This window comes from Bradyrhizobium zhanjiangense, from assembly GCF_004114935.1.
Lineage (GTDB): Bacteria > Pseudomonadota > Alphaproteobacteria > Rhizobiales > Xanthobacteraceae > Bradyrhizobium > Bradyrhizobium zhanjiangense.
This window is the reverse complement of the sequence record NZ_CP022221.1, coordinates 3,495,663-3,520,943: the sequence shown is the minus strand read 5'-3', so window position 1 is coordinate 3,520,943 and position 25,281 is coordinate 3,495,663. Positions and strand designations below refer to the sequence as shown.

The window sequence follows — 25,281 nt, the reverse complement described above, 5'->3', positions numbered from 1 at the left end:
TCCGAAGGCGCGGCTGGCGCCTCGCGTCCATCGCTCCAAATCGAGATGACTTCGCTAATCGCTTTCCGCCTGGTCTCCTCAACGCTCATCGCCGCACCCTTGCTCCAGAATTGACCTTTATTGGCTACAAACATCGGTTCATAGAAGCGGCGTTAGTATCCGCTCCATGACTCAAGCACGTTCCCCGAACCAGTCGGAGTTCTAACGCTTCGGTACTGTGAATTCGCCATTCACATAGACAAGGGGGTCGCGATCGGCGTTTATCGCTTGTGCGACCACCTCACCGACGAAGATCGTATGACTGCCAGCATCGTGAGAGTCAGTCAGTCGGCAATCGAAGCTACAAATCGCATCGATCAAACTTGGCGCTCCCGTAATCAGTTCGCGCCACAAACCGTCGGTAAAGCGTATGTCACCCTTGCTGCCGTCCTGCCCGGAGAACTTTCTTGCCAGCTCGGCGTGATCCGCCGCGAGAATATTCCAGCAGAATGATCCACTCTGCTTTATCGTATCGTGACCGCCAGCCGACTTGTTCACGCAGACCAGCACGCTCGATGGCTCGGTCGACAATGAGCAGCCGGCCGTCAGCGTCAAACCGTGCCTGCTAGGATGCACCCCCGTAGTTACGATAGACACTGCACCCGGCACGTTGCGCATTGCGCTCCGGAATTCCTTGCTACTGAACGCAGGGATTTCTTGACTAGGCATGGGCGACACTCGGAAGTTCATGGTGATAGGTTTCCCCGATAAATCGAACCGAATCTAGTTCATAAAGCGGGTTAGACGCCCTTCTTGACCACAGCCTGAAAGAACTGAATTGTGTTGCGTTGCGGATCTTTCAAATGGGCCACCCGGCCATGCGCCCCCATCTCCCGAACTTCACCGACGAGCTCAGCGCCCTCCGCCCGCGCTTGCTCAAGCGCAGCGTCCATATCCTCCACCTCGAATACAACCACAGCATTCCGAAACTGCTCGGACACGGATTCCGCAGGGCTTGCTAAGCAAAAGGCGGCCTTGTCTCCTACGAACTGAATCCACTTGCCGCGGTCAGCAAAGCGGATCGTCAATCCAAGTGCTTCGTAAAAGCGGGCCAGTGCTTCAGGTTCCGGAGCGGTAAGATAGACGTGCTTAAGCTTCATCTTCTCACTCCCTGTTTGGCGAGGACCGTTTATTCATGCCTCCGCCGAGGACTACAATTGCGTGATCATAGTTGCGCTGTCCCTTCGGCATTAATGTTCAAAGTCGTCATGCCCCACATGACCAATCAGCATTTTATGCTGTTGCCCACGGACGCAAGACTTTCTCTTCGCCAACGGTTCGGCGATAGAAATGCTCGTTGCGGTTGGGCTCGAACTGCTCTGATCGAAACGCGGAGGCCTGAGGCAACTCTGCCGCATATTTCGGCAGCTACGGACAAAGAGCTGGCGCTGCATATCTACTGCGCGAGCTCTAAGATTCACCATTTCCGACGACCGACCCTACCCTTTGTCGGACTCGGCTGCATCTTCCTCAGCGCATCTCTCTCCGAGCATAATTCTTGAATTTTCGCCTGTATCTTGCCGATGAGCGCTTCCGTTGCGCCCACGTCTATTCCTGAATGTCGCAGTCGAGACACTTCCCTGCGGTGACGTCCGACCTGAACGCGGAGGTGATCTATCTCATTACGAATTCGATCTAACATCGACATGATTGCTGCCTGCTAGTCATATTCGGACGAGCACTCGGGTGAGTTTGTATTCAGGCTATGCAGCCTCGCTATGCCCGAGCCGGGCATTCAGTTTGTGGATGAGCTCCTCGGCTGCGTCTGCGATCACCGTGCCGGGCGGGAAGATGGCCTCGGCGCCGGCGGCGTAGAGTGCGTCGTAGTCCTGCGGCGGCACCACGCCGCCGACGATGATCATGATATCCTCGCGGCCCTGCTTCTTCAGCGCGGCTTTCAACTCCGGCACGGCGGTGAGATGGGCGGCTGCAAGCGAAGAGACGCCGAGGATGTGAACGTCGTTCTCGACTGCCTGCCGTGCCGCTTCATCGGCCGTGGCGAACAGCGGTCCGATGTCGACATCGAAGCCGATATCGGCAAAGGCCGAGGCGATCACCTTCTGGCCGCGGTCGTGGCCGTCCTGGCCGATCTTGGCGACCAGGATGCGCGGGCGGCGGCCCTCGGCTTCTTCGAAAGCGTCGATCAGCGCCTGAACCTTCTCGACCTGGTTGCCCATGCTGGATGCTTCCCGCTTGTAGACGCCGGTGATGGACTTGATCTCGGCGCGGTGCCGACCGAACACTTTTTCCATCGCGTCCGAGATTTCGCCGACGGTGGCCTTGGCCCGCGCCGCGTCGATGGCGAGCGCGAGCAGATTGCCGTTGCCTTCGCCGGCCGCGCGCGTGAGCGCGGCGAGCGCGGTATCGACGTCCTTCTGGTTGCGCTCGGATTTCAGCCGCTTCAGCTTGTCAATTTGAAGCCGGCGGACATTGGTATTGTCGACCTTGAGGATATCGATCGGTGCCTCATCCGTCGGCCTGTACTTGTTGACGCCGATCACGGCCTGCTTGCCGGCATCGATGCGGGCCTGGGTCTTGGCCGAGGCTTCCTCGATGCGCAGCTTGGGCACGCCGGCCTCGATGGCCTTGGCCATGCCGCCGAGCTCCTCGACCTCATGGATATGGCTCCAGGCCTTGGCGGCGAGATCGCGCGTCAGGCGCTCGACATAATACGAGCCGCCCCAGGGATCGATGATGCGGGTGGTGCCGCTCTCCTGCTGAAGGAAGAGCTGGGTGTTGCGGGCGATGCGGGCGGAGAAATCGGTCGGCAGCGCCAGCGCCTCGTCAAGCGCGTTGGTGTGCAGCGACTGGGTGTGGCCTTGGGTGGCCGCCATCGCCTCAACCGTGGTGCGCATGACGTTGTTGAAGACGTCCTGCGCCGTTAGCGACCAGCCAGAGGTCTGCGAATGCGTGCGCAGCGACAGCGAGCGCGGGTCTTTCGGGTTGAACGGTTTCAGGAGCTTCGCCCAAAGCAGACGCGCGGCGCGCAGCTTGGCGACCTCCATGAAGAAGTTCATGCCGATCGCCCAGAAGAACGACAGCCGTGGCGCGAAGCGGTCGACATCGAGGCCAGCGGCAAGACCGGCCCGCAGATATTCGACGCCGTCGGCGAGCGTATAGGCGAGCTCGAGGTCCTGCGTCGCGCCGGCCTCCTGCATGTGATAGCCGGAGATCGAGATCGAATTGTATTTCGGCATCCTCGTGGAGGTGTAGGCGAAGATGTCCGAGATGATCCGCATCGAGGGCGCGGGCGGATAGATGTAGGTGTTGCGCACCATGAACTCTTTCAGAATGTCGTTCTGAATGGTGCCCGAGAGCTTTTCCGGCGGAACGCCCTGCTCCTCGGCGGCCGCGACATAGAGCGCGAGGATCGGCAGCACCGCGCCGTTCATGGTCATGGACACGCTCATCTGGTCGAGCGGGATGCCTGCGAACAGCGTGCGCATGTCGTAGATGGAATCGATCGCGACGCCGGCCATGCCGACGTCGCCGCCGACCCGCGGATGGTCGCTGTCATAGCCGCGATGGGTGGCGAGATCGAAGGCGACCGAGAGGCCTTTCTGTCCGGCCGCGAGGTTGCGGCGGTAGAACGCGTTGGAATCCTCCGCCGTGGAGAAGCCGGCATATTGCCGGACCGTCCAGGGCTGGTTGACGTACATGGTCGGATAGGGACCGCGCAGGAACGGCGCGATGCCCGGGTAGGTCTCGAGGAAATCGAGCTCGGCGATATCTGCTTCTCCGTATGCTGACTTGACCGGAATGCCCTCCGGAGTCACCCACGGATCGACGGGAACAGAAGAGGTGACGACCGAGCACCTTTCGAAAGCAACATTTGCAAAATTCGGGATACCGCTGATGGATGACATTTGAGTGCTCGCGTTCGATTGTCATTTATCCGAAGGAAATCTTCGGGTTTTGGATCCACTCGTAAGCGGCATTTAGCGTTGCCAAGGCGTCGCAACTGACGTGAATGAAGCTGCCGATGCCAGCCCGCCGAAACGCGGCCTCGGATTGAGAGAGAAGTCCCGCCAAATAGATGTGCCTAGCACCGACTTGCTGAAGCGCTTGGGCGGAGATTTCGGCGCGCTCCGCATAGATCTTGTCGCTGGAGCAAAGGCAGGCGAGTTCGGCGCCTGAGCCTGTGAATGCGAGGGCAAGCTCGGCTGGGTCGGCAACGCCTGCGCCGTCGATAGCCTCAATTCCTCCGGCTTCGAAGAAGCTCTTCGCGAAGGTCGCGCGGGCCGTAAAGTCGGTCGGTGTGCCCAGACTAGCAAGAAACACTCGCGGCCGCATGCCGCGTAGCTTCAATATCGCATCGGACTTGTCGCGGAGCGATTCGAATGGTTCCGCAAGCCGGATCGGTGGCAGTGCATCGAATACGTATTTCTGGTCAACGTTTGGCGGAAGAGCCATCGGTGTTACGTTCAGTACCGCCGCTGCGCCTTCGCCAAGGTTTGCGAACTCGCTCACCCCGGTCAGCGGGTCGCGGCGCTTCGCGAGATTGGCTTCACGCGCCCTGCGCGTAGCTGTGATCTTCGCCTGAAACGTTCCCTGTTGGAGAGTGGCAAAAATGCCTCCGGCATTTTCAGTCTCCTGAAAGCTCCTCCAGGCCGCCTCGCATAGCTCCATTGTTAGCGCCTCAATGCCGCCAGCACCTGCGGCAGGATCGCTAACCTTGGCTAGATTGCTTTCCTCCAGCAGCAGGAGCTGCGTGTTGCGCGCCACGCGCCGCGCAAACGCGTCCGGAAGGCCTAGCGCCAACGTGTGCGGGAGAACGGTGATCGCATTGGCACCGGCGATTCCCGCAGAGAATGTCGCCAAGGTAGCGCGCAACATGTTCACGTAGGGATCGCGCCTGGTCAACATGCGCCAGGAGCTATCGGCCGCAATAAACAGCGGCTTTGGCGCAAGTCCACACGCCGATTCGATGCGCGCCCAGAGTAGTCGTAACGCGCGGAATTTGGCCATAGTCAAAAACTGGTCTGCGTCAGCAGCGAGTCGCGCATAAATCATAGTTCGTGCTTGATCCAGCGGAATGCGCGCCGCTTCCATAGCGTGCAGATATGCCACCGCGCAGGCAAGCACGAAGGCAAGCTCCTGCGCTTCTGAGCCGCCGGCATCATGAACGATACGGCCATCGCTCACAGCGAACGGCCCTTTGAACCCCAGCGTTACGAGCCCTTTGATCGTGCTGGCAACCGTCCGCGCGATTTCCTTCCAGGTGTATCGACTGCGTCCGCGGAGGGCGCACGCGCCCAGCGGATCCAGCCCAAATCTAATGTCGCAGAGGGCAGGATCGAGACCGACCGACTTCACGTATTTCGCGACGTGGATCGCGGACTTACGCCCATGTGTACCGATCCGAAGTTCAATCCCAATGCCGGCATCAAGGTGAACGTCCTCTAGAGCTTTGGCGACGGCGCCCGCCGTTGGGTCCAAGCCGAACCCGCGGCTGCAGTTGGCCCCGGCAAAGACGAGCGCCAGGCCCGTCGCTCCATTCTCGAGATCTTGGAGGGCTTGCCTGTTTGCTGCTGCCGCGTCTGGATGATCGATACGCTGCATGATCTGCCAAGGCGCCGCGGGTGCACGCCCCTCGATCGGCGTAATGTCTTTCGCTCGGCGGTAAATCGGCTCGATTCTCAAGCCGTCGTACGTCTTGCCAATCAGCTTTTCGAAGGGTGCTCCCTTTAGCACGCCATCAACCAGCTTGCGCCAGTCCTCGCGTGAAGCAGGCGAAAAGGCCGATGCCAATGCGAATTGTGCGGTATTCATCAACGCCACTCAATCCCAAGTGACGCCGAGCTGCCCAACATCACTTCTGCCCGGAGGTAAACGGAAGTCCTGTAGACGGGCTGCCCATCTCAGGCCGCGATCTTTGCAGTAGTCAGGAAAACTCCAAAATCAGCGCGTCCACCGCGAGCGTCGCGCCGGCGCTGGCGTGGATCTTCTTCACGGTACCGTCCTGCTCGGCGCGCAGCACGTTCTGCATCTTCATGGCTTCGACCACCGCGAGCGTCTCGCCGGCCTTGACCTCCTGCCCTTCGTTCACGGCGATCGAGACCACGAGGCCCGGCATCGGACAGAGCAGCTTCTTGCCGGTATCGGAGGCCGTCGTCACCGGCATCAAGCGTGCCGAGGCCGCTTCCGCCTCGGTCCAGACATAGACCGGCACCTCGACGCCCTGATGCGCGAGGCGGATGCCGTTGGCAATCGGCCGCGTCTGCACCGCGATGAACTGGCCGTCGATGGTGCCCTGCCAGACCGGATCGCCGGGCTTCCACGGTGACTGCAACAGATGCGCATTGCCGGCCTTGCCCTCGGCATCGATGAAGCGCACCGCGATCGCCTCGCTCTCGCGTCCGACCTCGAGCAGGATCTCCTGGTGATCGAGCCAGACCGCGCGACGACGCTCGCGCTGCACGATGCGGCCTCCCAGCTGCCCCGAGATCTGCCGCTTGCGCTCGCCAAGCACATGATCGATGGCGGCGCCGACCGCAGCGATCCGCCGCGCGACCTCGCCTTCCGGCACGCGCACCGCAAAGCCCTTCGGGAATTCCTCGGCGATGAAGCCGGTCGAGAGCCGGCCTTCGCGCCAGCGCGGATGATGCATCAGCGCGGACAGGAACGGGATGTTGTGACGGATGCCGTCGACATAGAACGCGTCCAGCGCGGTCGCCTGCGCTTCGATCGCGGCGGCGCGCGAGGGTGCATGCGTGACCAGCTTGGCGATCATCGGATCATAATGGATCGAGATCTCGCCGCCCTCCTGCACGCCGGTGTCGTTCCGCACGGTGATGCCATCCTTGCTGGCTTCCGCCGGCGGGCGGTATTTCACCAGGCGCCCGATCGAAGGAGGAAGTTGCGGAACGGATCTTCGGCATAGAGGCGCGATTCCACCGCCCAGCCGGTGAGCGTGACGTCCCTCTGCGCGATGGCGAGCTTCTCGCCGGCGGCAACGCGGATCATCTGCTCGACGAGATCGATGCCGGTGACGAGCTCGGTGACGGGATGCTCGACCTGGAGACGCGTGTTCATCTCCAGGAAGTAGAAGCTCTTGTCCTGGCCTGCGACGAACTCGACGGTGCCGGCGGAATCGTAGTGCACGGCCTTGGCCAGCGCGACGGCCTGCTCGCCCATCTTGCGGCGGGTTTCCTCGTCGAGCAGCGGCGACGGCGCCTCCTCGATGACCTTCTGGTTGCGACGCTGGATCGAGCATTCACGCTCGCCGAGATGGATCACGTTGCCGTGCTTGTCGCCCAGCACCTGAATCTCGATGTGGCGGGGATCGACGATGAACTTCTCGACGAAGACGCGGTCGTCGCCGAACGAGGCCTTGGCCTCGGCCTTGGCGAGGTTGAAGCCTTCGGCGACCTCGGCCTTGGAGTTCGCGATACGCATGCCCTTGCCGCCGCCGCCGGCGGAGGCCTTGATCATCACGGGATAACCGATCTCGTCGGCGATGCGGACCGCGTGCTTGTCGTCCTCGATGACGCCGAGATAGCCCGGCACGGTCGAGACCTTGGCCTTGGCGGCCGCCTTCTTGGATTCAATCTTGTCGCCCATCGCGGCGATCGCGCCGGGGTTGGGGCCGATGAAGACGAGGCCGGCCGCCTCCAGCGCGCGCGGAAACGCCTCGCGCTCGGACAGGAAGCCGTAGCCGGGATGCACGGCCTCGGCGCCGGTCTTGCGGCAGGCGTCCACGATCTTCTCGATCACCAGGTAACTCTCGGCCGCAGCCGGCGGGCCGATCAGCACGGCCTCGTCGGCCATCTCGACATGGAGGGCATCGCGGTCGGCCTCGGAATAGACCGCAACCGTCTGAACGCCCATCCGGCGGGCAGTCTTGATGACCCGGCAGGCGATTTCGCCGCGATTGGCGATCAGAATCTTTTTGAACACTGCGATCTCACAACGGCAAATTGTCGTGCTTCTTGGCCGGCGCTTCCACCTTCTTGTCCTTCAGCATCGCGAGCGCCCGCGCGATCCGCTTCCTTGTCGAGTGCGGCATGATGACGTCGTCGATGTAGCCGCGCTCGGCGGCGATGAAGGGGGACAGGAAACGGTCTTCGTATTCCTTGGTTCGCGCCGCGATCTTGTCGGGGTCGCCGATGTCGGAGCGGAAGATGATCTCGACAGCGCCCTTGGCGCCCATCACCGCGATCTGGGCGGTCGGCCAGGCGTAGTTCATGTCGGCGCCAATCTCCTTGGAGGCCATGACGTCGAAGGCGCCGCCATAGGCCTTGCGGGTGATGATGGTCACCAGCGGCACCGTGCATTGCGAGTACGCGAACAAGAGCTTCGCGCCATGCTTGATCAGGCCGCCATATTCCTGCGCGGTTCCCGGCAGGAAGCCCGGCACGTCGACGAAGGTGACGATCGGGATGTTGAAGGCATCACAAAAACGAACGAAGCGCGCCGCTTTCCGCGAAGCATCGCTGTCGAGCACGCCGGCCAGCACCATCGGCTGGTTGGCGACGAAGCCGACGGTACGGCCTGCGATGCGGCCAAAGCCAGTGACGATGTTCTTGGCGAAGGCTTCCGCGATCTCGAAGAAATCGCCCTCGTCCACGACCTTCAGGATCAGCTCCTTCATGTCGTAGGGCTTGTTCGGATTGTCGGGGATCAGGGTATCGAGCGACATATCGATACGGGCGGTGTCGTCGAAGCTCGGCCACTCCGGCACGCCGTCGGTGTTGTTGGAGGGCAGGAAATCGATCAGGCGCCGCATCTGCAGGAGCGTCTCGACGTCGTTCTCGAAGGCGCCGTCCGCGATCGAGGAGCGCGTGGCGTGCACCGAGGCGCCGCCGAGCTCTTCGGCCGTGACGACCTCGTTGGTGACGGTCTTCACGACGTCGGGGCCGGTGACGAACATGTAGCTGGTGTTCTTCACCATGAAGATGAAGTCGGTCATGGCAGGCGAATAGACGTCGCCGCCGGCGCAGGGGCCCATGATGACGGAGATCTGCGGGATCACGCCGGAGGCGAGCACGTTGCGGCGGAACACGTAGGAATAGCCTGCGAGCGCGGCGACGCCCTCCTGGATGCGGGCGCCGCCCGCGTCATAGAGCCCGATGACGGGCGCCCGCGCCTTCATCGCCATGTCCTGGAGCTTGGTGATTTTCAGCGCGTGCGTTTCCGAGAGCGAGCCGCCGAACACCGTGAAGTCCTTGGCAAAGACAAACGTCTTGCGGCCGTTGACGGTGCCCCAGCCGGTGACGACGCCGTCGCCGGGCACCTTGGTCTTCTCCATGCCGAACTCGGTGGAGCGGTGCTCGACGAACATGTCGAGCTCTTCGAACGATCCCTTGTCGAGCAGGAGTTCGATGCGCTCGCGTGCGGTCAGCTTGCCGCGAGCATGCTGCGCCTCGATGCGCTTCTCCCCGCCGCCGAGCGTTGCGCCGGCACGACGGTCTTCAAGGGCTTCAATGGTCGAGATCACGGAATTCTCCTCGATGGCCCCGCCGTTACGCTACGCCGGCCCTTCTCCCGCGATACAACCGCAAAACCTACCTTGAGAAGGCTTGAACATGCACAACTGCGCATGTTACATTCTTGCGAATTGCAAATTGCGAAGTTGCAAATGACTGGAAAGCTATTTATTGGGCGACGGTTCCGCGAGGTGAGGGAGAGCAAGAAGCTCACTCAAAAGGCGTTCGCCGAACGGCTCGGAATTTCACTTAGCTATTTGAACCAGATCGAGAACAACCAGAGGCCGGTTTCGGCCTCTGTCCTGGTGCTTCTCGCCGAGCGCTTTCAGATCGACCTCAGTTCGCTGTCGGTCAATGACAACGACAGGGTCATGTCGATGCTGACGGAAGCGCTGGCCGATCCGATCTTTGCGCCCTACGCGCCGAACATGCAGGAGCTGAAACTCGTCGTTCAGAACGCGCCGGGTTTCGCGCAAGCGCTCCTCAACGCGCACCAGGCGTACCGGCGCAACAGCGAGCAGCTCGCCAGTCTGGACGGCCAGATCGTCAACTGGGCCGGCGAGCCGACCGCTTACGAAGAAGTCCGCGACTTCTTTCATCTGGTCGACAATTACGTCCACGAGCTCGATACCGCCGCCGAGGCGCTCGCCGAGCGCCTCGGCATTCCCGACAACAATACGACCACGGCGCTGGTCAACCACCTGGAGGCCCGACATGGCGTGCAGATCCGCCAGAGCGGACCGCACGAAAATTCGTTACGGCAATTCGATCGTGCATCCCGCACCTTGTGGCTGAGCCCCTACCTTCCCACGCCAACCCGAAACTTCCAGATCGCACTGCAAATCGCCGCCCTCGAGGAGGAGGAGCGCATTGGCCAGATTGCCGACCAAACGGCTTTTCGATCCGCCGATGCGCGGAACGTCTGCGCGGCGGGATTGCGCAACTATTTCGCCGGCGCTCTCATTCTGCCCTATCAAAGATTCCTGCAATCCGCGCGAGACTTGCGCCACGATTTGGAGCTGATTGCCACGAGGTTCGGCGCGAGCCTGGAGCAGGTGGCCCATCGCTTGTCCACCTTGCAACGACCGGGCTCCAAGGGCGTGCCCGTGTTCTTCGCGCGGCTGGACCGCGCCGGAAACATCACCAAGCGACATAGCGCGGCAAAGCTGCAATTCGCACGTTACGGGGCGGCTTGCCCGCTCTGGAACGCTCATCAGGCGTTCGAGGCACCCAGCCAGATCATTCGGCAACTCGCCGAGACGCCGGACGGCGTCAGGTTTCTCTGCATTGCGACCGAACTTTCGAAAGGCCGCGGCGGCTTCGGCTCGCCGCGCCCGCGCTACGCCATCGCGCTCGGATGCGAGGTCTCCTACGCCAAGGATTTCGTCTATGCGGACGGGCTCGACCTCACCAACAAAGGCACCTACGAGCCGATCGGAATCTCCTGTCGAATCTGCGAGCGCACCAGCTGTCCCCAGCGCGCGATCCCTCCGCTCAAGAGCAGACTGAACATCGATCGAGACTGCAGGGACATACTGCCCTACCGGATTTCAAGCTAGTTGGGGAATGGTGACGCGAGGCTCCTAAGATCTCTGCTCTTGCTAGGGATCCAGCTCCACTAAATGCGTTCGCCACGAGAGGTTAGCAGAGGCTGCGCAATTGCAGCCAGAGGCGGTTGCTCATTCTGCAATCATTGTGCACACAGCCGTGGCAACAGCCAAACGAGCCTTTTCGGCAATGCAGAATAGATTTGGCAGCGCCGCATAGATTGTCCGTTTTTCGATATAAGTCGTCATATTATCGAAATTCTACAAGCCCAGGCAGCGGTTAGCATTCGTTTCATCGAGATGTCATCACGCGAGATAACGCGGGGGGCCGGGCCTCGATGCCATAACGAACGCTTGCCCACGGGAGAAACCGACATGACGACGACAGCTTTAGATCGGATCGATATCAAGATCTTGAATGAACTGCAGCAGAACGCGAACTTGACGAACGTTGAGCTCGCTTCTCGCGTCAATCTCTCACCATCCCCCTGCCTCGCCCGAGTTCGCACCCTCGAAAAGCTGGGAGTCATTGACCGAAGAATCGCTGTGCTGGATCCAGCAGTTCTCGGCATCGGCGTCACTGCCTTCATACAGATCAAACTTGAAAAGCAGATTCAATTGTCCCTCGACAGTTTCACGCGCTCAATAGATCGCCTGGGTGAGGTGATGGAATGCTATCTCATGACGGGAGATAGCGATTATCTCCTTCGCGTCATGGTATCAGACATCGAGGCTCTTGAAGACCTCATCGTGAACAAGCTCTCACGGATCGCAGGTGTTTCCAGCATTCGCTCAAGCCTGGCGCTGAAGCGGATTTCCCATAAGACTGTGCTTCCTATCGACACAAACCGTCCCGTTCAGATCAAGTCGGGCAACCCTGCTTCTAGGCGCATCGAGAGACCCACCAAATCCCAATATGATGCTTCGCCTCAGGCTCGGCCCGACGGCGGAATGAACTTGGAGACTTCGCGGATCTTTGATCACGGCACGGCCGGCCTTTAGCCGCCAAAAAATATGCGATGTCAGAAGCGACCGTTGAGAGCGACTCCAATCACGGTGGCCATCGACACTCATTCTGATTCACGATGTAACCCAATGGCTCCAGAAAAGATGACGATCAGTCCATTCGACAAGAACTTGGATAAAGTGAAAGCGAATTATGTACCGTTGACCCCGGTGAGCTTCCTACAGCGCAGCGCCCACGTCTATCCGAATCTCACTAGTGTCATCTACGAGGAACGGTGCTTCACGTGGAAGGAGACTTTCGAGCGTTGCAGGCGGTTTGCCTCCTTTCTGGATCAGTACGGCATCCGTCGCGGCGATACTGTCGCCGTGATGCTGCCAAACGTGCCGGCCATGGTGGAATCGCACTTTTCAATACCGATGATCGGAGCGATCATTCACGCCATAAATATTCGGCTTGACGCCGCCAGCATCGCGTTTCAGCTCGATCATGGCGGCGCCAAAGTCCTGCTGGTCGACCCAGAATTTGCAGACCTGATTAGGGAGGCGATCGCCCTCCTATCCGGACCGAAGCCACTGATCGTCGATGTCAGGGACAATCACTTCTCGAGCACTGCAATCGGGGACATCGACTACGAAACTGCACTCGTATCCGGCGACCCCGCCTTCGCGTGGCATCATCCGAATGATGAGTGGGATGCAATTGCTCTCAGTTATACCTCTGGAACTACGGGTGATCCAAAGGGGGTCGTAACGCACTATCGCGGAGCCTATCTGAGTGCCGTTAGCACCATCCTCGCCGGCAATCTCGGCCAGCATCCGGTCTACCTCTGGACGTTGCCGATGTTTCACTGCAACGGCTGGTGCTTCCCCTGGACCCTGGCAGCAGCTGCCGGCATTAATGTCTGCCTGCGCAAGGTCGAGCCGACCAGGATTTTCGAGCTGATCAAGCAGCACGGCGTTACCCACATGTGCGGCGCGCCGATTGTCTACAATATGCTGATCAACGCGCCCGACGCGTTGGAGCGCAATGCGGCCCGCGGCGTCGTGGGCCTGATCGCCGGCGCAGCGCCTCCGGTTGCAGTGCTCGAAGGCGCTGAGAGCATCGGCATAAAGCTCACGCACGTCTACGGCCTAACCGAGGTCTACGGGCCCGCCTCCGTCTGCGCCGAGCAACCTGGTTGGGACGAGTTGCCCGCAGCCGAGCGCGCGAAGATGAAGAGCCGGCAGGGCGTGCCTTACCATCTGCAGGACGCCCTCACGGTCATGAATCCCGAGACGATGCAGGAAGTACCGCGTGACGGCGAGACGATCGGCGAAGTCATGTTCCGCGGCAACATGGTAATGAAAGGTTATTTGAAAAACGAGAAAGCCACCCGGCAGGCCTTCGAGAGCGGTTGGTTCCACACCGGCGATCTCGGCGTTCTGGATGAACATGGCTACGTCATCGTCAAAGACCGATCGAAGGACATCATCATCTCAGGGGGCGAGAACATATCATCGGTGGAGGTGGAAGACGTGCTCTACAAGCATCCGGCCGTGTTGTTTGCTGCCGTGGTGGCCAAGCCGGACGCGAAATGGGGCGAAGTCCCGTGTGCTTTTGTCGAGCTCAAGGACAATTCCGCTGTAACAGAACCCGAACTCATTGTTTTTTGCAAGAATCAGCTTTCAGGGTTCAAGGCACCGAAATCAGTAATCTTTGGCCCGCTTCCGAAAACCTCCACCGGAAAGATTCAGAAGTTCCTGTTACGTGAAACGGCTGGATCAGCGAAGGCAATAGCGGGCTAAAGCTGGGGCGTCGAACACAAACTTGGTCATTGAGCGCACCAAACGGACCGAGAGACACATGATGGGCTCGATTTCTGCCGCCCTGAAAGCATTCTCCGAAGGAGAGATTGTCGTCGTCGCGGACGATGATGATCGAGAAGGTGAAGGAGATCTCGTTGTCGCGGCGTCTCTTTGCTCAACTGAAAGGATGGCGTTTATTATCCGCCATACCTCTGGAATCGTCTGCGCACCCATCACGTTAGAGCATGCGCGTCGTTTGAGACTAGATCCAATGGTCGTCCACAACGAGTCCAACCACACCACCGCTTTCACTGTCTCGATCGATTACAAGCCTGATGGCGGGACCGGAATCTCAGCTGAAGAACGCGCCTCCTGCTGCCGGGCGCTGGCCAACTGCAACGTCAGCGCAAGCGACTTTGCACGTCCTGGCCATATCTTCCCTCTTATATCGAAGGAGGGTGGCGTCCTGATGCGGTCGGGTCATACTGAAGCTGCGGTCGACCTGTGCCGGTTGACCAAACTGGCTCCAGTTGGAGTAATCAGTGAACTGATGAACGACGACGGGTCCGTGATGAAGGGCTCGCAAGTTCGAGATTTCGCCGCCAGGCACTCTCTCAAATACGTAACTATTGCCGAGATCATTGGCTTCCGGCAGGCGCGTGAGAAGTTGGTTGAAAGGGTCTCAAGTGTGACCGCCGACAGCCCGATTGGTCCGCTGCAGGGATATTCGTATCGTACGCCGTTTGATCCGATCCATCACGTGGCATACGTGTATGGCGGGATCGGCGACGGCAAGAACGTACTGACCCGATTTTACAAGCCGAACATCATCCGGGACATGTTCTCGGGAGAGGCACAAGCAAAGATGAATGTTGTGCTGCAACGCTTCAAAAATAACGGAAGTGGTGTGCTCGTCTATCTAAGAGACGGTGCGGCTGGTGTTCCACCGGCCCCCCTGCTCCCATCGTCCTCTTCGGAAGAGCACCGTGACCGGCAGTGGCGCGAGATCGGCGTTGGGGCGCAAATATTGCGAGATCTTGGCATAGCCTCGATCCGCCATCTGACATCATCCACCCATCACTTCAAGGGGCTTGCGGGATTCGGCATCGAGATCATCAAAAACGAGCAACTCTGATAGAATTGAAGAAGGACGCATAAGGTAGCGCTTTCGCGGCGGCGCCGTTCCGCTCAAACCACGAGGGGACACGCAAAGTCGACGCTCTCAATGCAAGAGCAAAAGACGTCAGTCACAACGGACGTCCGTGGACGGGATCGCGGTCATGAGAACGAACCGGGCGATCACCGATTTCCGGTCCTGTTCATGAGCGGAAATATTGTCGCGGGAGGACTTCGAGCATCCACGACAGCCGGTCCCACTTTCAAAAGGCCAGCTTCTCTAACTGAGATGAGCCGCGGGCGTCTGTTCGCCTCGCTTAGCACGGTCGGAAAAATACCGCGCCGGCGATTTGCCAAGCGCTTTCTTGAACATCGTTATGAAAGCGCTGACGGAGTCGTAGCCGAGAACCTCGGATACAGCTTGCACTGAATCTCCCGCCGACAGCCGCTGAAGCGCGATGATGATGTGCAGTTGTTGGCGCCAACGACTGAACGTCATGCCGGTCTCGGCGACGACGAGGCGCATCAAGGTTCGCTCCCCTAGCGCCATCGCCTCGCCCCACTCTGCCACCGTACGGCGATCCGCCGGGTTTTCCATCAGCGCATCCGCAATCGCACGCAGCTTTGAATGACGCGTAACCGGAAGATGCAATCGCTCCGTCGGCATCTCGATGAGTTCGTTCAGCAGAACCGCGACTATATGAGCCGCCGGACCTTCCTGATCATAAAGAGGCGCCAGTGTCGCCAGACGATGAATGACCTCATGCAGCAGAGGAGTGATCGACAGCGTGCAACACTCGTGCGGAACAGGTGCCGCGTTCATATCCACGTACAGGAAGTAAATGCTGGCATTGGCGGTCGCGCGGTTGCTGTGCGGCATGCCTCCAGGAATCCAGACGCCGCATCGCGGAGGCACCATCCAAAGCCCACTAGGGACCTCGCAAGTCACACCCCCCCGCTGGGCAAGAACCAACTGCCCTTTCCGATGTGTGTGGATCGGAACTTCGTCCTCTTTCTCCTGCGTATTTACCATGAGTGCGACGACCGGACGCTCGAGCGAGTCCGGATCCAGCTCACGAAAGTACTGAAGGAGAGAACCGCGCATTGTCATCTTTTAGCAATTTTTTGGTAAAGTAACGAAATTCCTGGAGGGCCGCAAGTTCTATCGTTCGGGTGCTTGTCAGACCTGGAATTAGAACGATGACCCGAACGCTCCTCTCGCGCATTTTCGGAGACGCCATTTTTCCCGGCAGCTTCGACCCCAGATGGGCGCTGTTTTCGGCCAATTCGTTCATCGCGGCGATGCTCGCAATCTACCTGGCGTTTCGTCTGGGCCTGCAGAGGCCCTACTGGGCGATGCTCACTGTCTATCTTACCGCCCAACCGCTCGCCGGCGCCGTCCGTTCGCGAGCCGTTTACCGCTTGCTTGGCACTCTGCTCGGCGCCAGCGCAGCCGTGGCGTTTGTCCCACTGCTGGTCAATCAGCCATCCTTGATGACACTCGCCATCACGAGCTGGGCCGCGCTCTGTCTGTACGCTTCCCTTCAGGATCGCACTCCTCGCAGTTACGCCTTTGTGCTGGCAGGATACACAGCCACGACCGTCGCGTTCTCGAGTGTAGCTGCTCCACATTTGGTGTTCGACGTCGCTCTGGCCCGCGTCGAGGAGATTGTGCTCGGCATCTGCTGCGCAACGGCTGTTCATACTCTGCTCTTTCCAAGCGACGTCACCAGTGCCCTTATCAAGTCGATTGATGCAGCGGTTCGTGATGCCTCCGCTTGGACAGCAGATGTCTTCCTCAAGCGCGCTCCGACCAAGAGCAACGCGGCACGCTGGCGGCTAGCTTCGGACGTTACGCAGTTCGAAATACAGTTGACCCACCTCCGTTTCGACACAGCAGCAGCGAAACCGCCGATCTGGGCGATTCGGGCCCTGCAGGACAAGCTCGCGCTCGTCCTTCCAACGCTGACAGCGATCGAAGACAGGCTGGATGCACTGGGGGAGCGGCGTACACCGGAACTGGATCAGCTTCTCTCAAAGCTGGGCGAATGGGTGCGGGCCCCCGCTAAATCGCAGCACAGCCCAGACGACCTGATGCGCTTCTGCGCAGAATTCAAGGTCGCACCTCCTGCCATGCAAAACGAATGGGATACGTTTCTCGTATCCAGCTTGATCGCCAAATCAAGGGCGATGATCGAAACATTGGCCGTTATCCTGGAACTAAGTGAGGTCATCCAAGGATCCAAGCCTGCTTCCCGCCTAGTGACGGCATCTGCTTCCAAAATCCATCGTGCCAAGAGAACCCTCCATCGTGACCAGGGCCTCGCGGCGTTATCCGTCGCCGCTTTTTTTGCGGCGGTCCTTGGCTGCGCCGCGGTCTGGATCGCCACGGCATGGCCGGAAGGCGGCATCGCCGCGCAGATCGCCGCTATTGCTGCAGCGCTCTACAGCAGCCTCGACGATCCTGCACCCACGCTGATGTCCTACACACTCTGGACTGTGGCGTCGCTGCCGATCGCAGCCATCTACCTCTTTGTCATTTTCCCAGCAGTCGATGGGTTTCCGATGCTGGCGGCCTCGCTGGGTCCGCCGTTTCTCGTCATCGGCTATCTCCAGGCCAATCCGCGTCACATTGTCAAAGCGTTGGCTCTCGGGCTCGGTCTAATCGGGGCACTCGATCTGCAGAACAGATTCTTGGAGGACTTCGCTTCGTTCGCTAACGTCAATGCAGCGTCACTAATCGGTCTTATTGCGGCGTTCTTGGCAGTTCGCGCATTTCGTTCTGTGACCGCAAAGCATGCGGCCAAACGCCTGATCCGGCATGGCTGGGTCGATCTAGCAATCCTGGCCGGTGCCCACAGACCGATGAACCGAGAACGCTGGGTGGGCGTAATGCTCGACCGTCTCGGCCTGATCGTTCCGCGATTGGCGCTGTCCGGCACGGACGTAGAAACCGAAGCTGGCCGCTCGCTTGCCACTCTACAGATGGGACTGGATCTGCTCGACCTCAAATCAAGCGTGGCGAACGCGAACGACCACGGGAGCGAGCATCTCGAAGGTCTTGTTGTCAAACTGTCGCACGCCTTCCGATGGTTTGCATCTGGGAATATCGAGCTCCCTCTCGAGGATGCGCAGGCATTGTGCGCAACCATTGATACCGAACTTCGCGAATACTGCAAATGGGACGCCGCAATCCAGCGAGCAAGACTAACCGCGCTGGTCGGCTTACGCCGCGCCCTGTTTCCAGATGCACCAGCTCCTACTGGTAACAGAGTTGCGTGATGAATGAAGAGATCAACGTCGCGGGCGTGTTCATACCGACCTTTGTCGTCGCCTGTATCTTCGCGCTCGGGCTAGGGATGGCACTGTCCGCAACACTCAACCGCTCTGTTTCATTCGAGATCAAGAGCTTCGCATGGCACCCGGCGCTATTCGATTTCGCAATCTTCGTGATTCTCGTCGACATCTGCTACACGCTACTTGGAAAGTTTCTTCCATGACTACCGAACGTTCGATCCCACGCATCGTTGTTACTGGTCTGGTCGTCGCAATTGCGGCGCCGATTGCCATCAACTTGTGGGACCACTACGAGGAGGCTCCCTGGACGCGTGACGGCCACGTCCGCGCCGACGTCGTCGCCGTGGCTTCGGACGTCTCCAGCTGGTCGAAGAGGTTCTGATCAAGGACAATCAGGCGGTTCGCAAAGGTGACGTACTCATCCGCCTGGATCCACAGCGCTTCCGCCTGGCCGTCCAGCAGGCAGAAGCCGTGGTCGCAAGCCGCGAAGCCGCGCTTGAACGGACCTCGAATGACCGTACCCGTTATGAAAAGCTTAGCGACGGCGTTGTCTCTCAACAGCAGCGCGAGACGGTCCGCGCGGCTGACCTCCAAGCGAAGGCTACCTACAATCAAGCGCTGGCGGATCTGGAAATCGCACATCTTAACCTGATCCGATCAGAAATCCGCGCGCCGGTTAGTGGTCGCGTAACGAACCTTGATCTCCGGCCGGGCGCTTATCTGCCGGCCGGACGAGGCATAATGGCGCTGATCGAAACCGATACGGTGCGTGCGGAAGGCTACTTCGAAGAAACAAAGCTCGCGCGCATCCATGTAGGCGATCCTGCCGACGTCATCCTGATGGGGGGCTCGACACTGAGAGGAGAGGTCGAGAGCATCGCCCGCGGAATTGAAGATCGCGAAAGGAGTTCCGGTGCGAGCATGCTGGCGAACATCAATCCGACCTTCTCGTGGGTTCGGCTCGCACAGCGAATTCCAGTACGGATCAAGCTCCATGTGAAAAATAATGCGGATGAACTGATCGTTGGGCGGACCGTCACAGTTTGGATCGATAGCGACAATAGCCCCAATCCAACAATTACGAAAATGCTCGGGTCACGCATCTTGCGTCTCTTGCGTTCAGCAGCGATACCGGAGCGCTCTTGAAGATGCGGCAGCATTCGACGCCCAACACTGAACTGCGAACTGGTCTCGCTGCCCGGTCAGCGCAATATCCGCAGCACGACAGGTCCTTGGTCAGTTGCATAGCCGCATCACATTCGGCAATTTAGGGGTGACGGTCGCGATTTCGGCACAAAATGCCGGGCGCATTATGAGAATAGGCAAAGACAAACTGTACGAGTGGTGTTTGGTATAAGAGGGTTTTGCCTCACTTCACCAGCCGCGAAGCGCGGCTCTTTGGTCATTTGTTGTGGGCAAAATCAACGAATTGGGCGAGATCTCTGCTCTCGCACCATGCACGGTTGCTTGGCAGCGATGCACCGCATTTTTCAAAATTTCATTGATCTCCTCGCGACGGCGGAAGATCTCCAAGACTTCTCCAAAGCTATGGCGGACACCGCGACCGCTTTGGACTTATCGTGTTTTGCCTATCTAGCCCTCCAGCGCGCCAACAGAGGCAAACCGCGCCTAATCTCTACGTATCCATCGCGGTGGGTAGAACACTATCTACGAAACAATTATCAAATACTTGATCCCGTTATCCAAGAAGCTCTTCGAAACCCCGAGCCCTTTCGATGGGGGGCTAATTTCAACTCGAAGTTCACATCGAAAGCACAGCATCGGCTTTTCGAAGAGGCAGCGGAATTCGGAATTCGGTTTGGCTTTACGGTGCCCATTCACGATGGCCACGGCCCCATCGCTGCATTGACCTTTGCCGTGGACCAGAGCCGCCCACAATTCGAACGGTTCATTGAATCGCATGAACGCGTTCTTCAGCTTATGGCGATGTATTTCCATGCTCATACCCGCCGAAAGCTAGCGAACGTACACGATTTAGAGGGGGCATGCCTATCTCCGCGTGAGTTCGAATGCTTGGAGTGGGCAGCTCGTGGCAAGAGCGCTTGGGAGATTGGATGCATTCTCGGCATCTCGCGCAACACGGTTGCCTTCTACCTAGAAGGAGCGAAGAAAAAACTTGGTGTTCGGACGATTGTGCAAGCGGTAGCACGCTTAGCCGCTGTGAAAAGAAAGCAGCAAAATTAGGGGCGGAGCCCCCTACAACTACAGGTAATGACTTGAGATCCGAGATCCGCTCCAAAGGTGACGATGTACACCCCTGGAGGGACTATGATTCAGCTAATCACACCGCCCTTGTATGGCCAGTTCGCCGAAACCCTCGCTGAAATGCATCGGTTACGGTATCGTGTTTTCAAACTTCGCATGGCATGGGACGTTCAAACCAGCGGCGACATGGAGATCGACGATTTCGATGCACTGCATCCCGCTTACCTAGTCCAGCTATGTGACAACGGGCAGGTGCAAGGTTCCGTACGCCTCCTCCCGACACTTGGCCCGACCATGCTTTGCGACACCTTCCCTACGCTTCTCGAAGGTCAACCTGCGCCGTCAACTCCTCTCGTTTGGGAAAGTAGTAGATTCGCGATCGATGTTGCTGCCGATGCCCCGAAGGGGGATCACGGTCTTACTCGTGCTGTTTACGAGCTATTTGCGGGAATGGTAGAGTTCGGGCTCTCAAGACAACTCACTGACATCGTTACCGTTACAGACGTCCGTATGGAGCGAATCCTTAGACGAGCGGGTTGGCCCCTGCGGCGCATTGGCAATCCTTCCGCAATTGGCAACACCTTAGCCGTGGCGGGTTACCTCGAGATCTCGCGCGATACTCTGGTCACCCTTCGTAGAGCCGGCGGGCTTTCGGCACCGGCCCTTTGGACGCCAGTAATCCTCGCGGCCGCGTAGAACGATACAGGCCAGTAAACGATATGCCCGTTCCCGCCTAGAACGGGGACGCCGCGTCTTGCGATTCGCTACCGAGCTATGAACATGACGGAAATTGAGACTAGGAACGGTCAGCGAAACGCGGCGAGAGCTGTTGACCTGCAACAGCTTCGACTTGCGGTTGCCGCTTCTGACCATGGAAGTTTTCGACGAGCCGCAGAAGCGCTTTCAATCAAACATACCGCGTTCAGCCGTGCTATCGTCCAACTCGAGCACCTCGTGGGAACTTCACTGTTTGAGCGCTCAAGTGGGGGAATCAAGCCTACGTTGACCGGCCGCGTAGTTTTGCGCATTGCACGACTGATTCTGGAGCAGGTCGATATGCTCGTTGACACCGGAAGGTCCGGTGGTCGCGGCGATACTGGGCATCTTGTCGTCGGCTTCTTCACATCCATGTCCACCGGCAATTTGCGAGCGACAATAGGTGAGTTTAAGAAGCTGCTCCCAGGGCTCGAACTGGCAACGATGGAACGCTCACGCTTCCGTCTGATGACTGCCCTCCGTAGCGGAACCGTCGACGTTGTCGTTAGCCCTGGACGTTTACCTTCAAAGGACACAAGATCACTATTGCTCTGGAGCGAACGCATCCTGATCTCGTTGCCGCAGGATCACTGCCTGGCGGCACGCGAGATCATCTATTGGACAGATTTGCGTAACGAAAAGATCCTTCTAAGTGAATATGATCCAGGACGAGAGCTCGAGGATCTCTTGATTTCGAAGCTGGTACTGCCCGACGATCGGCCCAAGGTAGAACGCCATGACGTAAGCCGTGGCATTATCAAGAGTCTGACGAGTATGGGCATGGGACTTAGTCTGGCTATGGAATCGGATATTGGTGCAAGCTTCGCTGGCCTTGTGTACCGGGAGTTGCAGGACGGAGCGGGACCAAGCCGGGTGGACTTCTATGCGCATTGGCGCGACGACAATGAGAATCCGGCTCTGAAGCGTTTCCTCAATCTGTTGGCAGAACGCTATCCCTCACCCTCGCCGGCCATTGGGGAATGACCAGATCGTCTCGCTTTTGCAAATCCACGGTCCGTGGCCATAAAGCGCGCCAGCATGGGCGCGATCAGCTTTGCCGGGTCGATACGCTGCCCACTTTCGCGCGCCAAGGCCTCTGCATAGGCGACGAGATCTCGATGCACTGACGCTGGAAGCTCAGTGGCGACCTTGACCGGCTTGTCGTCGGGCAGCGCTCCTATTCTAAGCTTGGGCATGGCGTTACCCTCCGTATGGCACAAGTATGAGGTCACGATTGACGAGAACGCGAACTGGAAAACCAGGTCGCACGGTCAGAGTAGGCTGGACGTTGAGACTGCGCCGAACCACCTGTTGTCCGGCTTGATTCAGCGAGTCCGAGGCGCCGTGTCGCAATGCCTGGATAATGGCGCTGTCGTTGCTGTTGGTGTCGGAGCCGGCACCCAGCTCAGTCCCGACAGCAAGAAACGTCGAAAGTGCCGCAGCTTTGAACAGCTCACCCCAGTGATTGTCGACTTGGTCTTCGAGGCCTGCATACCCGGCGGCGTCAGCGGCAGGCTGCCGCTCGAGAACGATGGAAAGTCCATTCGGCATGATCAGCCGCGTCCACACGAGCAGGACACGGGACTGGCCGAAGCTTACCTGGCTATCGTAAATTCCGATCAGACGCGCTCCCTGAGGCACAAGGAGAAAGCGGCCGGTCGGTGTGTCAAAAACATTCTCGGTGACCTGCGCGGTCACTTGGCCTGGCAGGTCCGATCGGATCCCGGTGATAAGCGCCCCTGGAATCACCGTCCCAGCCTGCACGATGTATCGTGATGGGGGCCTGGCGATACGGTCAGGGCTTACCGTGCGGCGGTCCACAGAGGCATTAACGAAGGCGAGCTTGCGGTCCTGGCCGTTCTGCGCAGATCCATCGTCGCCAGAGTTCGTTGCATTCGGTGACGCGATTCGGTCGCTTTCAACCGACGCAGCGGGCGGACGCGCACTGCCATTGGTGGCAGCGAACAAATGGCTGATGCGGGCTGCCTCGGTCTCTTGATCCCGGCGCTGCTGGTCCGGATCGGCGCCGATCGTCGGCGACTGGCCTTGAGCGGCAAGGATCGGTCGACCGAGGTCCCCAGGAAGCGGCGGACCGAGTTGCGGAATTGGCTGGCGCGGAACGTCAGCATAGTCCTTCGGCAGTGTCGTAATGCCGTCGGCAAGATTGTGATGATCCGTACTGTAAAGCTCCTCGGCTTCTTGATTACGGGCGCGATTGTTCTGTAGCGACCACAGCACCGCTCCGCCGATGACAAGGAGGGCAACTGCGCTCCCGCCCGCCAAGACCTTGCGCGACAATCGTGTGACGCGCGGATGCTCTGCCCTCAAGCGGAAGCTCTCGGACTGCTCCCCTTGTGTCTCCGGCGGAACTGGTTGCTCGTGTTCGTTTACATTCCGAGTGTTCATGACGACGGCCTCCCGTCGGTCCTAACAATCCTGACCTTCAACTGGTGCTCACCGCCTAGTCTGAGTTCGGCGGCAGCAAACAGCCGATCCACGATCAATGCGTTGCCGTATGCGCGGTAGTTGACGAGTTCGGTCTTGCCGTCTGGACCGATGACGAAGAGCGGAGGCATCTCGCCCTGCACGATCCCTCGCGGGAATTCGACATAGACCTTGCGGCCATCGTCATACGCGGCAATCGGTCGCCAAGGAGGACTGTCCCCTTCGATGGCGTAGCGGGAGATACGTTGCGCTGGATCCGGAAGAACGGGTTTCACAGCGACTGCACGGGAACGATCACGTGCTGTTTCGGGATAGTACCAGGCAACAGACGGCATGTATGGCCGCTCGCGGGAGCGGAGCTCGATCAGGTAAGTGCGCCGGTCTGTGTTGACGACCAGGTTGGTCTCGATCGAAGCTCGGGTCGGCTTGACCAGGATATGGACGCGCCGTGAGTCGCCGCTCCCGCTTTCGGTATCGCCCACGACCCAGCGTACGGTATCTCCGGCCGCGATCGGCCCGGATCCCGTCAACTGTTCTCCCTCCTCGAGCGCGATATCCGTGATCTGCCCCGGTGCGGCGTAGATCTGATAAAGTGCCCCGGGACTGTAGGTGTAGATTTGCGCCGCGTTGAAATAACCCCTCTTGCGCGGCTCGACTCGGGCCGCGCTGTTTGCCGTTTCAACCCGGCTCACGGGTTCGGCGTCTTCCTTCCCGGCGGGCTTGCCGCCAAGAGCCGGCGTCCAGAGTGGCGGAACATGAAGCGGCCGCGATCTGTCGTCGAGAGCCACCGGCGTCGCCGGTAACAGAGGGACTTCGGCGTCATAGCTGATCTCCGGCGGAATGTAGGTCGCGCACCCGCCGAGCGCCGACGAACAAAGCAGAAGAGCGGACAGAACTGCACGCTGCGAGTTCACGAACACGGTCCAAGCCGAATTGAGCTTGCTGCGCGGGAGGGAACGCTTCGAATTAACGTCAAATTGCGTCTTGGTCACTGACTCAACTCCTTTGACCAGTTGATCGCGCGGACGTAAACGCCAAGCGGATTCTTGCGCAGGCGTTCGGCGTCGCGGGGCGTCTCGATGACGATCGAGAGAATTGCAGTCCAGCGCTCAGTCGAGCTCAACGAACCGTTGTCGTAGGTGCGCTGGGTCCAAGCCACCCGAAAGCTCTCCGAAGAGGCGCGAATGACGCTCGAGACCTCGACGGAGATTTGCGCCTTACCCAGCTTTGCGAACGGGTCGTTGTTGCGCGCGAAGTCGTTGAGCGCAGCCGCGCCGCGATCGGTTGTAAAATCATAGGCCCGAAGCCAGTTTTGGCGCAGAACGATTCCGTCGGCAGGTAGGCCTCTGACATCCTCGATAAAGCGCGCCAGATGGTAGGCAATCTGCGCATCAGTCGGCTGATAGTCGATGTTAGCTGGCGCAACCCTTTGGGCCTGTCCAAGATGATCGACCTCAACCACCCACGGCGTGATCGAGCCTTGATTTGATTGCCAGACAAGCCCACCCGCGAGACCGACTGAAAGCATCAAGCAACCGAATGCCATCAGGCGCCAGTTCTTCGCTTGCACTCGCGCCGATCCGATGCGTTCGTCCCAAACCTGAGCTGCCTTTTGATAAGGCGTAGTCGGCTCGGGCATTCGCCCGTAGTGTACTGATGATCGTTTGAACATCGAT

General features: G+C 59.3%; 21 protein-coding genes and 1 pseudogene. 11 read left to right on the top strand and 11 right to left on the bottom strand.

Annotation, left to right across the window (positions count from 1 at the left end):
• Nucleotides 1-201: 201 nt before the first annotated feature.
• The 6 genes and pseudogenes from XH85_RS16540 to XH85_RS16515 all read right to left on the bottom strand — a co-directional run bounded on the left by XH85_RS16540 (nucleotide 202) and on the right by XH85_RS16515 (nucleotide 9,475).
• The gene (locus tag XH85_RS16540; protein ID WP_245474126.1) at nucleotides 202-657 is read right to left on the bottom strand and encodes a flavin reductase family protein; all 456 of its coding nucleotides are present in this window, start codon (nucleotides 655-657) and stop codon (nucleotides 202-204) included.
• A gap of 122 nt (nucleotides 658-779) precedes the next feature.
• Nucleotides 780-1,139 carry a VOC family protein gene (locus XH85_RS16535; protein WP_128932640.1) on the bottom strand — a complete coding sequence of 120 codons (360 nt, stop codon included), beginning with the start codon at nucleotides 1,137-1,139 and terminating at the stop codon, nucleotides 780-782.
• 603 nt (nucleotides 1,140-1,742) lie between these two features.
• Nucleotides 1,743-3,896: a methylmalonyl-CoA mutase gene (scpA, locus tag XH85_RS16530; RefSeq protein ID WP_128937303.1), complete on the bottom strand. Its 2,154-nt coding sequence runs from the start codon at nucleotides 3,894-3,896 to the stop codon at nucleotides 1,743-1,745.
• A gap of 34 nt (nucleotides 3,897-3,930) precedes the next feature.
• Entirely contained in the window at nucleotides 3,931-5,811 is a 1,881-nt protein-coding gene (locus XH85_RS16525) for a methylmalonyl-CoA mutase family protein (protein WP_128932639.1), read from the bottom strand.
• Between the two features lie 112 nt (nucleotides 5,812-5,923).
• Nucleotides 5,924-7,938 (bottom strand): annotated as a pseudogene (locus XH85_RS16520) (acetyl-CoA carboxylase biotin carboxylase subunit).
• 7 nt (nucleotides 7,939-7,945) lie between these two features.
• Entirely contained in the window at nucleotides 7,946-9,475 is a 1,530-nt protein-coding gene (locus XH85_RS16515; protein WP_420837912.1) for an acyl-CoA carboxylase subunit beta, read from the bottom strand.
• Nucleotides 9,476-9,619: 144 nt separating this feature from the next.
• Here XH85_RS16515 and XH85_RS16510 point away from each other — a divergent pair, with 144 nt between their 5' ends.
• The 4 genes from XH85_RS16510 to ribB all read left to right on the top strand — a co-directional run bounded on the left by XH85_RS16510 (nucleotide 9,620) and on the right by ribB (nucleotide 14,900).
• The gene (locus XH85_RS16510; protein WP_128932637.1) at nucleotides 9,620-11,026 is read left to right on the top strand and encodes a helix-turn-helix domain-containing protein; all 1,407 of its coding nucleotides are present in this window, start codon (nucleotides 9,620-9,622) and stop codon (nucleotides 11,024-11,026) included.
• Nucleotides 11,027-11,389: 363 nt separating this feature from the next.
• The gene (locus XH85_RS16505) at nucleotides 11,390-12,016 is read left to right on the top strand and encodes an Lrp/AsnC family transcriptional regulator (RefSeq protein WP_128918405.1); all 627 of its coding nucleotides are present in this window, start codon (nucleotides 11,390-11,392) and stop codon (nucleotides 12,014-12,016) included.
• A gap of 93 nt (nucleotides 12,017-12,109) precedes the next feature.
• A complete protein-coding gene (locus XH85_RS16500) occupies nucleotides 12,110-13,765 on the top strand; it encodes an acyl-CoA synthetase (protein ID WP_420837890.1) in 1,656 nt (551 codons plus the stop codon).
• Between the two features lie 58 nt (nucleotides 13,766-13,823).
• Nucleotides 13,824-14,900 (top strand): 3,4-dihydroxy-2-butanone-4-phosphate synthase, encoded by a 1,077-nt coding sequence (ribB, locus tag XH85_RS16495; RefSeq protein WP_128932636.1) that lies wholly within the window; start codon nucleotides 13,824-13,826, stop codon nucleotides 14,898-14,900.
• A gap of 261 nt (nucleotides 14,901-15,161) precedes the next feature.
• On the opposite strand, the gene XH85_RS16490 is transcribed toward ribB, so the two are convergent.
• Nucleotides 15,162-15,761, bottom strand: coding sequence for an AraC family transcriptional regulator (locus tag XH85_RS16490; protein ID WP_420837889.1), 600 nt, complete (start codon nucleotides 15,759-15,761; stop codon nucleotides 15,162-15,164).
• Nucleotides 15,762-16,081: 320 nt separating this feature from the next.
• Between XH85_RS16490 and XH85_RS16485 the strand changes: the two genes are divergently transcribed.
• From XH85_RS16485 to XH85_RS16460, 7 genes are all read left to right on the top strand, one after another.
• Nucleotides 16,082-18,163 (top strand): FUSC family protein, encoded by a 2,082-nt coding sequence (locus XH85_RS16485; protein ID WP_128932634.1) that lies wholly within the window; start codon nucleotides 16,082-16,084, stop codon nucleotides 18,161-18,163.
• Entirely contained in the window at nucleotides 18,163-18,381 is a 219-nt protein-coding gene (locus XH85_RS16480; protein ID WP_128932633.1) for a DUF1656 domain-containing protein, read from the top strand. Before XH85_RS16485 ends, XH85_RS16480 begins: the two co-directional genes overlap by 1 nt.
• Nucleotides 18,378-18,560: a hypothetical protein gene (locus XH85_RS46675; RefSeq protein ID WP_245474123.1), complete on the top strand. Its 183-nt coding sequence runs from the start codon at nucleotides 18,378-18,380 to the stop codon at nucleotides 18,558-18,560. The genes XH85_RS16480 and XH85_RS46675 overlap by 4 nt, the downstream gene beginning before the upstream one ends.
• A complete protein-coding gene (locus tag XH85_RS16475; RefSeq protein WP_338025667.1) occupies nucleotides 18,542-19,324 on the top strand; it encodes an HlyD family secretion protein in 783 nt (260 codons plus the stop codon). Before XH85_RS46675 ends, XH85_RS16475 begins: the two co-directional genes overlap by 19 nt.
• A 330-nt stretch (nucleotides 19,325-19,654) precedes the next feature.
• The gene (locus XH85_RS16470) at nucleotides 19,655-20,383 is read left to right on the top strand and encodes a LuxR family transcriptional regulator (RefSeq protein ID WP_128937301.1); all 729 of its coding nucleotides are present in this window, start codon (nucleotides 19,655-19,657) and stop codon (nucleotides 20,381-20,383) included.
• Between the two features lie 84 nt (nucleotides 20,384-20,467).
• On the top strand, nucleotides 20,468-21,100 hold the full coding sequence (locus XH85_RS16465) for an acyl-homoserine-lactone synthase (RefSeq protein ID WP_128932632.1): 633 nt from the start codon (nucleotides 20,468-20,470) through the stop codon (nucleotides 21,098-21,100).
• A gap of 84 nt (nucleotides 21,101-21,184) precedes the next feature.
• The gene (locus XH85_RS16460; protein ID WP_128932631.1) at nucleotides 21,185-22,144 is read left to right on the top strand and encodes a LysR family transcriptional regulator; all 960 of its coding nucleotides are present in this window, start codon (nucleotides 21,185-21,187) and stop codon (nucleotides 22,142-22,144) included.
• On the opposite strand, the gene XH85_RS16455 is transcribed toward XH85_RS16460, so the two are convergent.
• Genes XH85_RS16455 through trbF form a run of 4 tightly spaced genes read right to left on the bottom strand, consistent with a single transcriptional unit; the run spans nucleotide 22,111 to nucleotide 25,277 of the window.
• A complete protein-coding gene (locus XH85_RS16455) occupies nucleotides 22,111-22,356 on the bottom strand; it encodes a DUF2274 domain-containing protein (RefSeq protein ID WP_128932630.1) in 246 nt (81 codons plus the stop codon). The genes XH85_RS16460 and XH85_RS16455 overlap by 34 nt on opposite strands.
• 4 nt (nucleotides 22,357-22,360) lie before the next feature.
• A complete protein-coding gene (locus tag XH85_RS16450) occupies nucleotides 22,361-23,566 on the bottom strand; it encodes a TraB/TrbI/VirB10 family type IV secretion system protein (protein ID WP_128932629.1) in 1,206 nt (401 codons plus the stop codon).
• A complete protein-coding gene (trbG, locus tag XH85_RS16445; RefSeq protein WP_164940549.1) occupies nucleotides 23,563-24,597 on the bottom strand; it encodes a P-type conjugative transfer protein TrbG in 1,035 nt (344 codons plus the stop codon). Before trbG ends, XH85_RS16450 begins: the two co-directional genes overlap by 4 nt.
• The gene (trbF, locus tag XH85_RS16440; protein WP_128932628.1) at nucleotides 24,594-25,277 is read right to left on the bottom strand and encodes a conjugal transfer protein TrbF; all 684 of its coding nucleotides are present in this window, start codon (nucleotides 25,275-25,277) and stop codon (nucleotides 24,594-24,596) included. Before trbF ends, trbG begins: the two co-directional genes overlap by 4 nt.
• Nucleotides 25,278-25,281 lie beyond the last annotated feature (4 nt).

Coding starts and splice junctions, on each gene's coding strand:
- XH85_RS16540 (WP_245474126.1), bottom strand. CDS start 657: ATGCGCAACGTGCCGGGTGCAGTGTCTATCGTAACTACGGGGGTGCAT.
- XH85_RS16450 (WP_128932629.1), bottom strand. CDS start 23,566: ATGAACACTCGGAATGTAAACGAACACGAGCAACCAGTTCCGCCGGAG.
- XH85_RS16490 (WP_420837889.1), bottom strand. CDS start 15,761: ATGCCGCACAGCAACCGCGCGACCGCCAATGCCAGCATTTACTTCCTG.
- XH85_RS16480 (WP_128932633.1), top strand. CDS start 18,163: ATGAATGAAGAGATCAACGTCGCGGGCGTGTTCATACCGACCTTTGTC.
- XH85_RS16525 (WP_128932639.1), bottom strand. CDS start 5,811: ATGAATACCGCACAATTCGCATTGGCATCGGCCTTTTCGCCTGCTTCA.
- XH85_RS16465 (WP_128932632.1), top strand. CDS start 20,468: ATGATTCAGCTAATCACACCGCCCTTGTATGGCCAGTTCGCCGAAACC.
- trbF (WP_128932628.1), bottom strand. CDS start 25,277: ATGTTCAAACGATCATCAGTACACTACGGGCGAATGCCCGAGCCGACT.
- XH85_RS46675 (WP_245474123.1), top strand. CDS start 18,378: ATGACTACCGAACGTTCGATCCCACGCATCGTTGTTACTGGTCTGGTC.
- XH85_RS16535 (WP_128932640.1), bottom strand. CDS start 1,139: ATGAAGCTTAAGCACGTCTATCTTACCGCTCCGGAACCTGAAGCACTG.
- XH85_RS16500 (WP_420837890.1), top strand. CDS start 12,110: ATGGCTCCAGAAAAGATGACGATCAGTCCATTCGACAAGAACTTGGAT.
- XH85_RS16505 (WP_128918405.1), top strand. CDS start 11,390: ATGACGACGACAGCTTTAGATCGGATCGATATCAAGATCTTGAATGAA.
- ribB (WP_128932636.1), top strand. CDS start 13,824: ATGATGGGCTCGATTTCTGCCGCCCTGAAAGCATTCTCCGAAGGAGAG.
- XH85_RS16455 (WP_128932630.1), bottom strand. CDS start 22,356: ATGCCCAAGCTTAGAATAGGAGCGCTGCCCGACGACAAGCCGGTCAAG.
- XH85_RS16485 (WP_128932634.1), top strand. CDS start 16,082: ATGACCCGAACGCTCCTCTCGCGCATTTTCGGAGACGCCATTTTTCCC.
- XH85_RS16510 (WP_128932637.1), top strand. CDS start 9,620: ATGACTGGAAAGCTATTTATTGGGCGACGGTTCCGCGAGGTGAGGGAG.
- XH85_RS16460 (WP_128932631.1), top strand. CDS start 21,185: ATGACGGAAATTGAGACTAGGAACGGTCAGCGAAACGCGGCGAGAGCT.
- XH85_RS16470 (WP_128937301.1), top strand. CDS start 19,655: ATGCACCGCATTTTTCAAAATTTCATTGATCTCCTCGCGACGGCGGAA.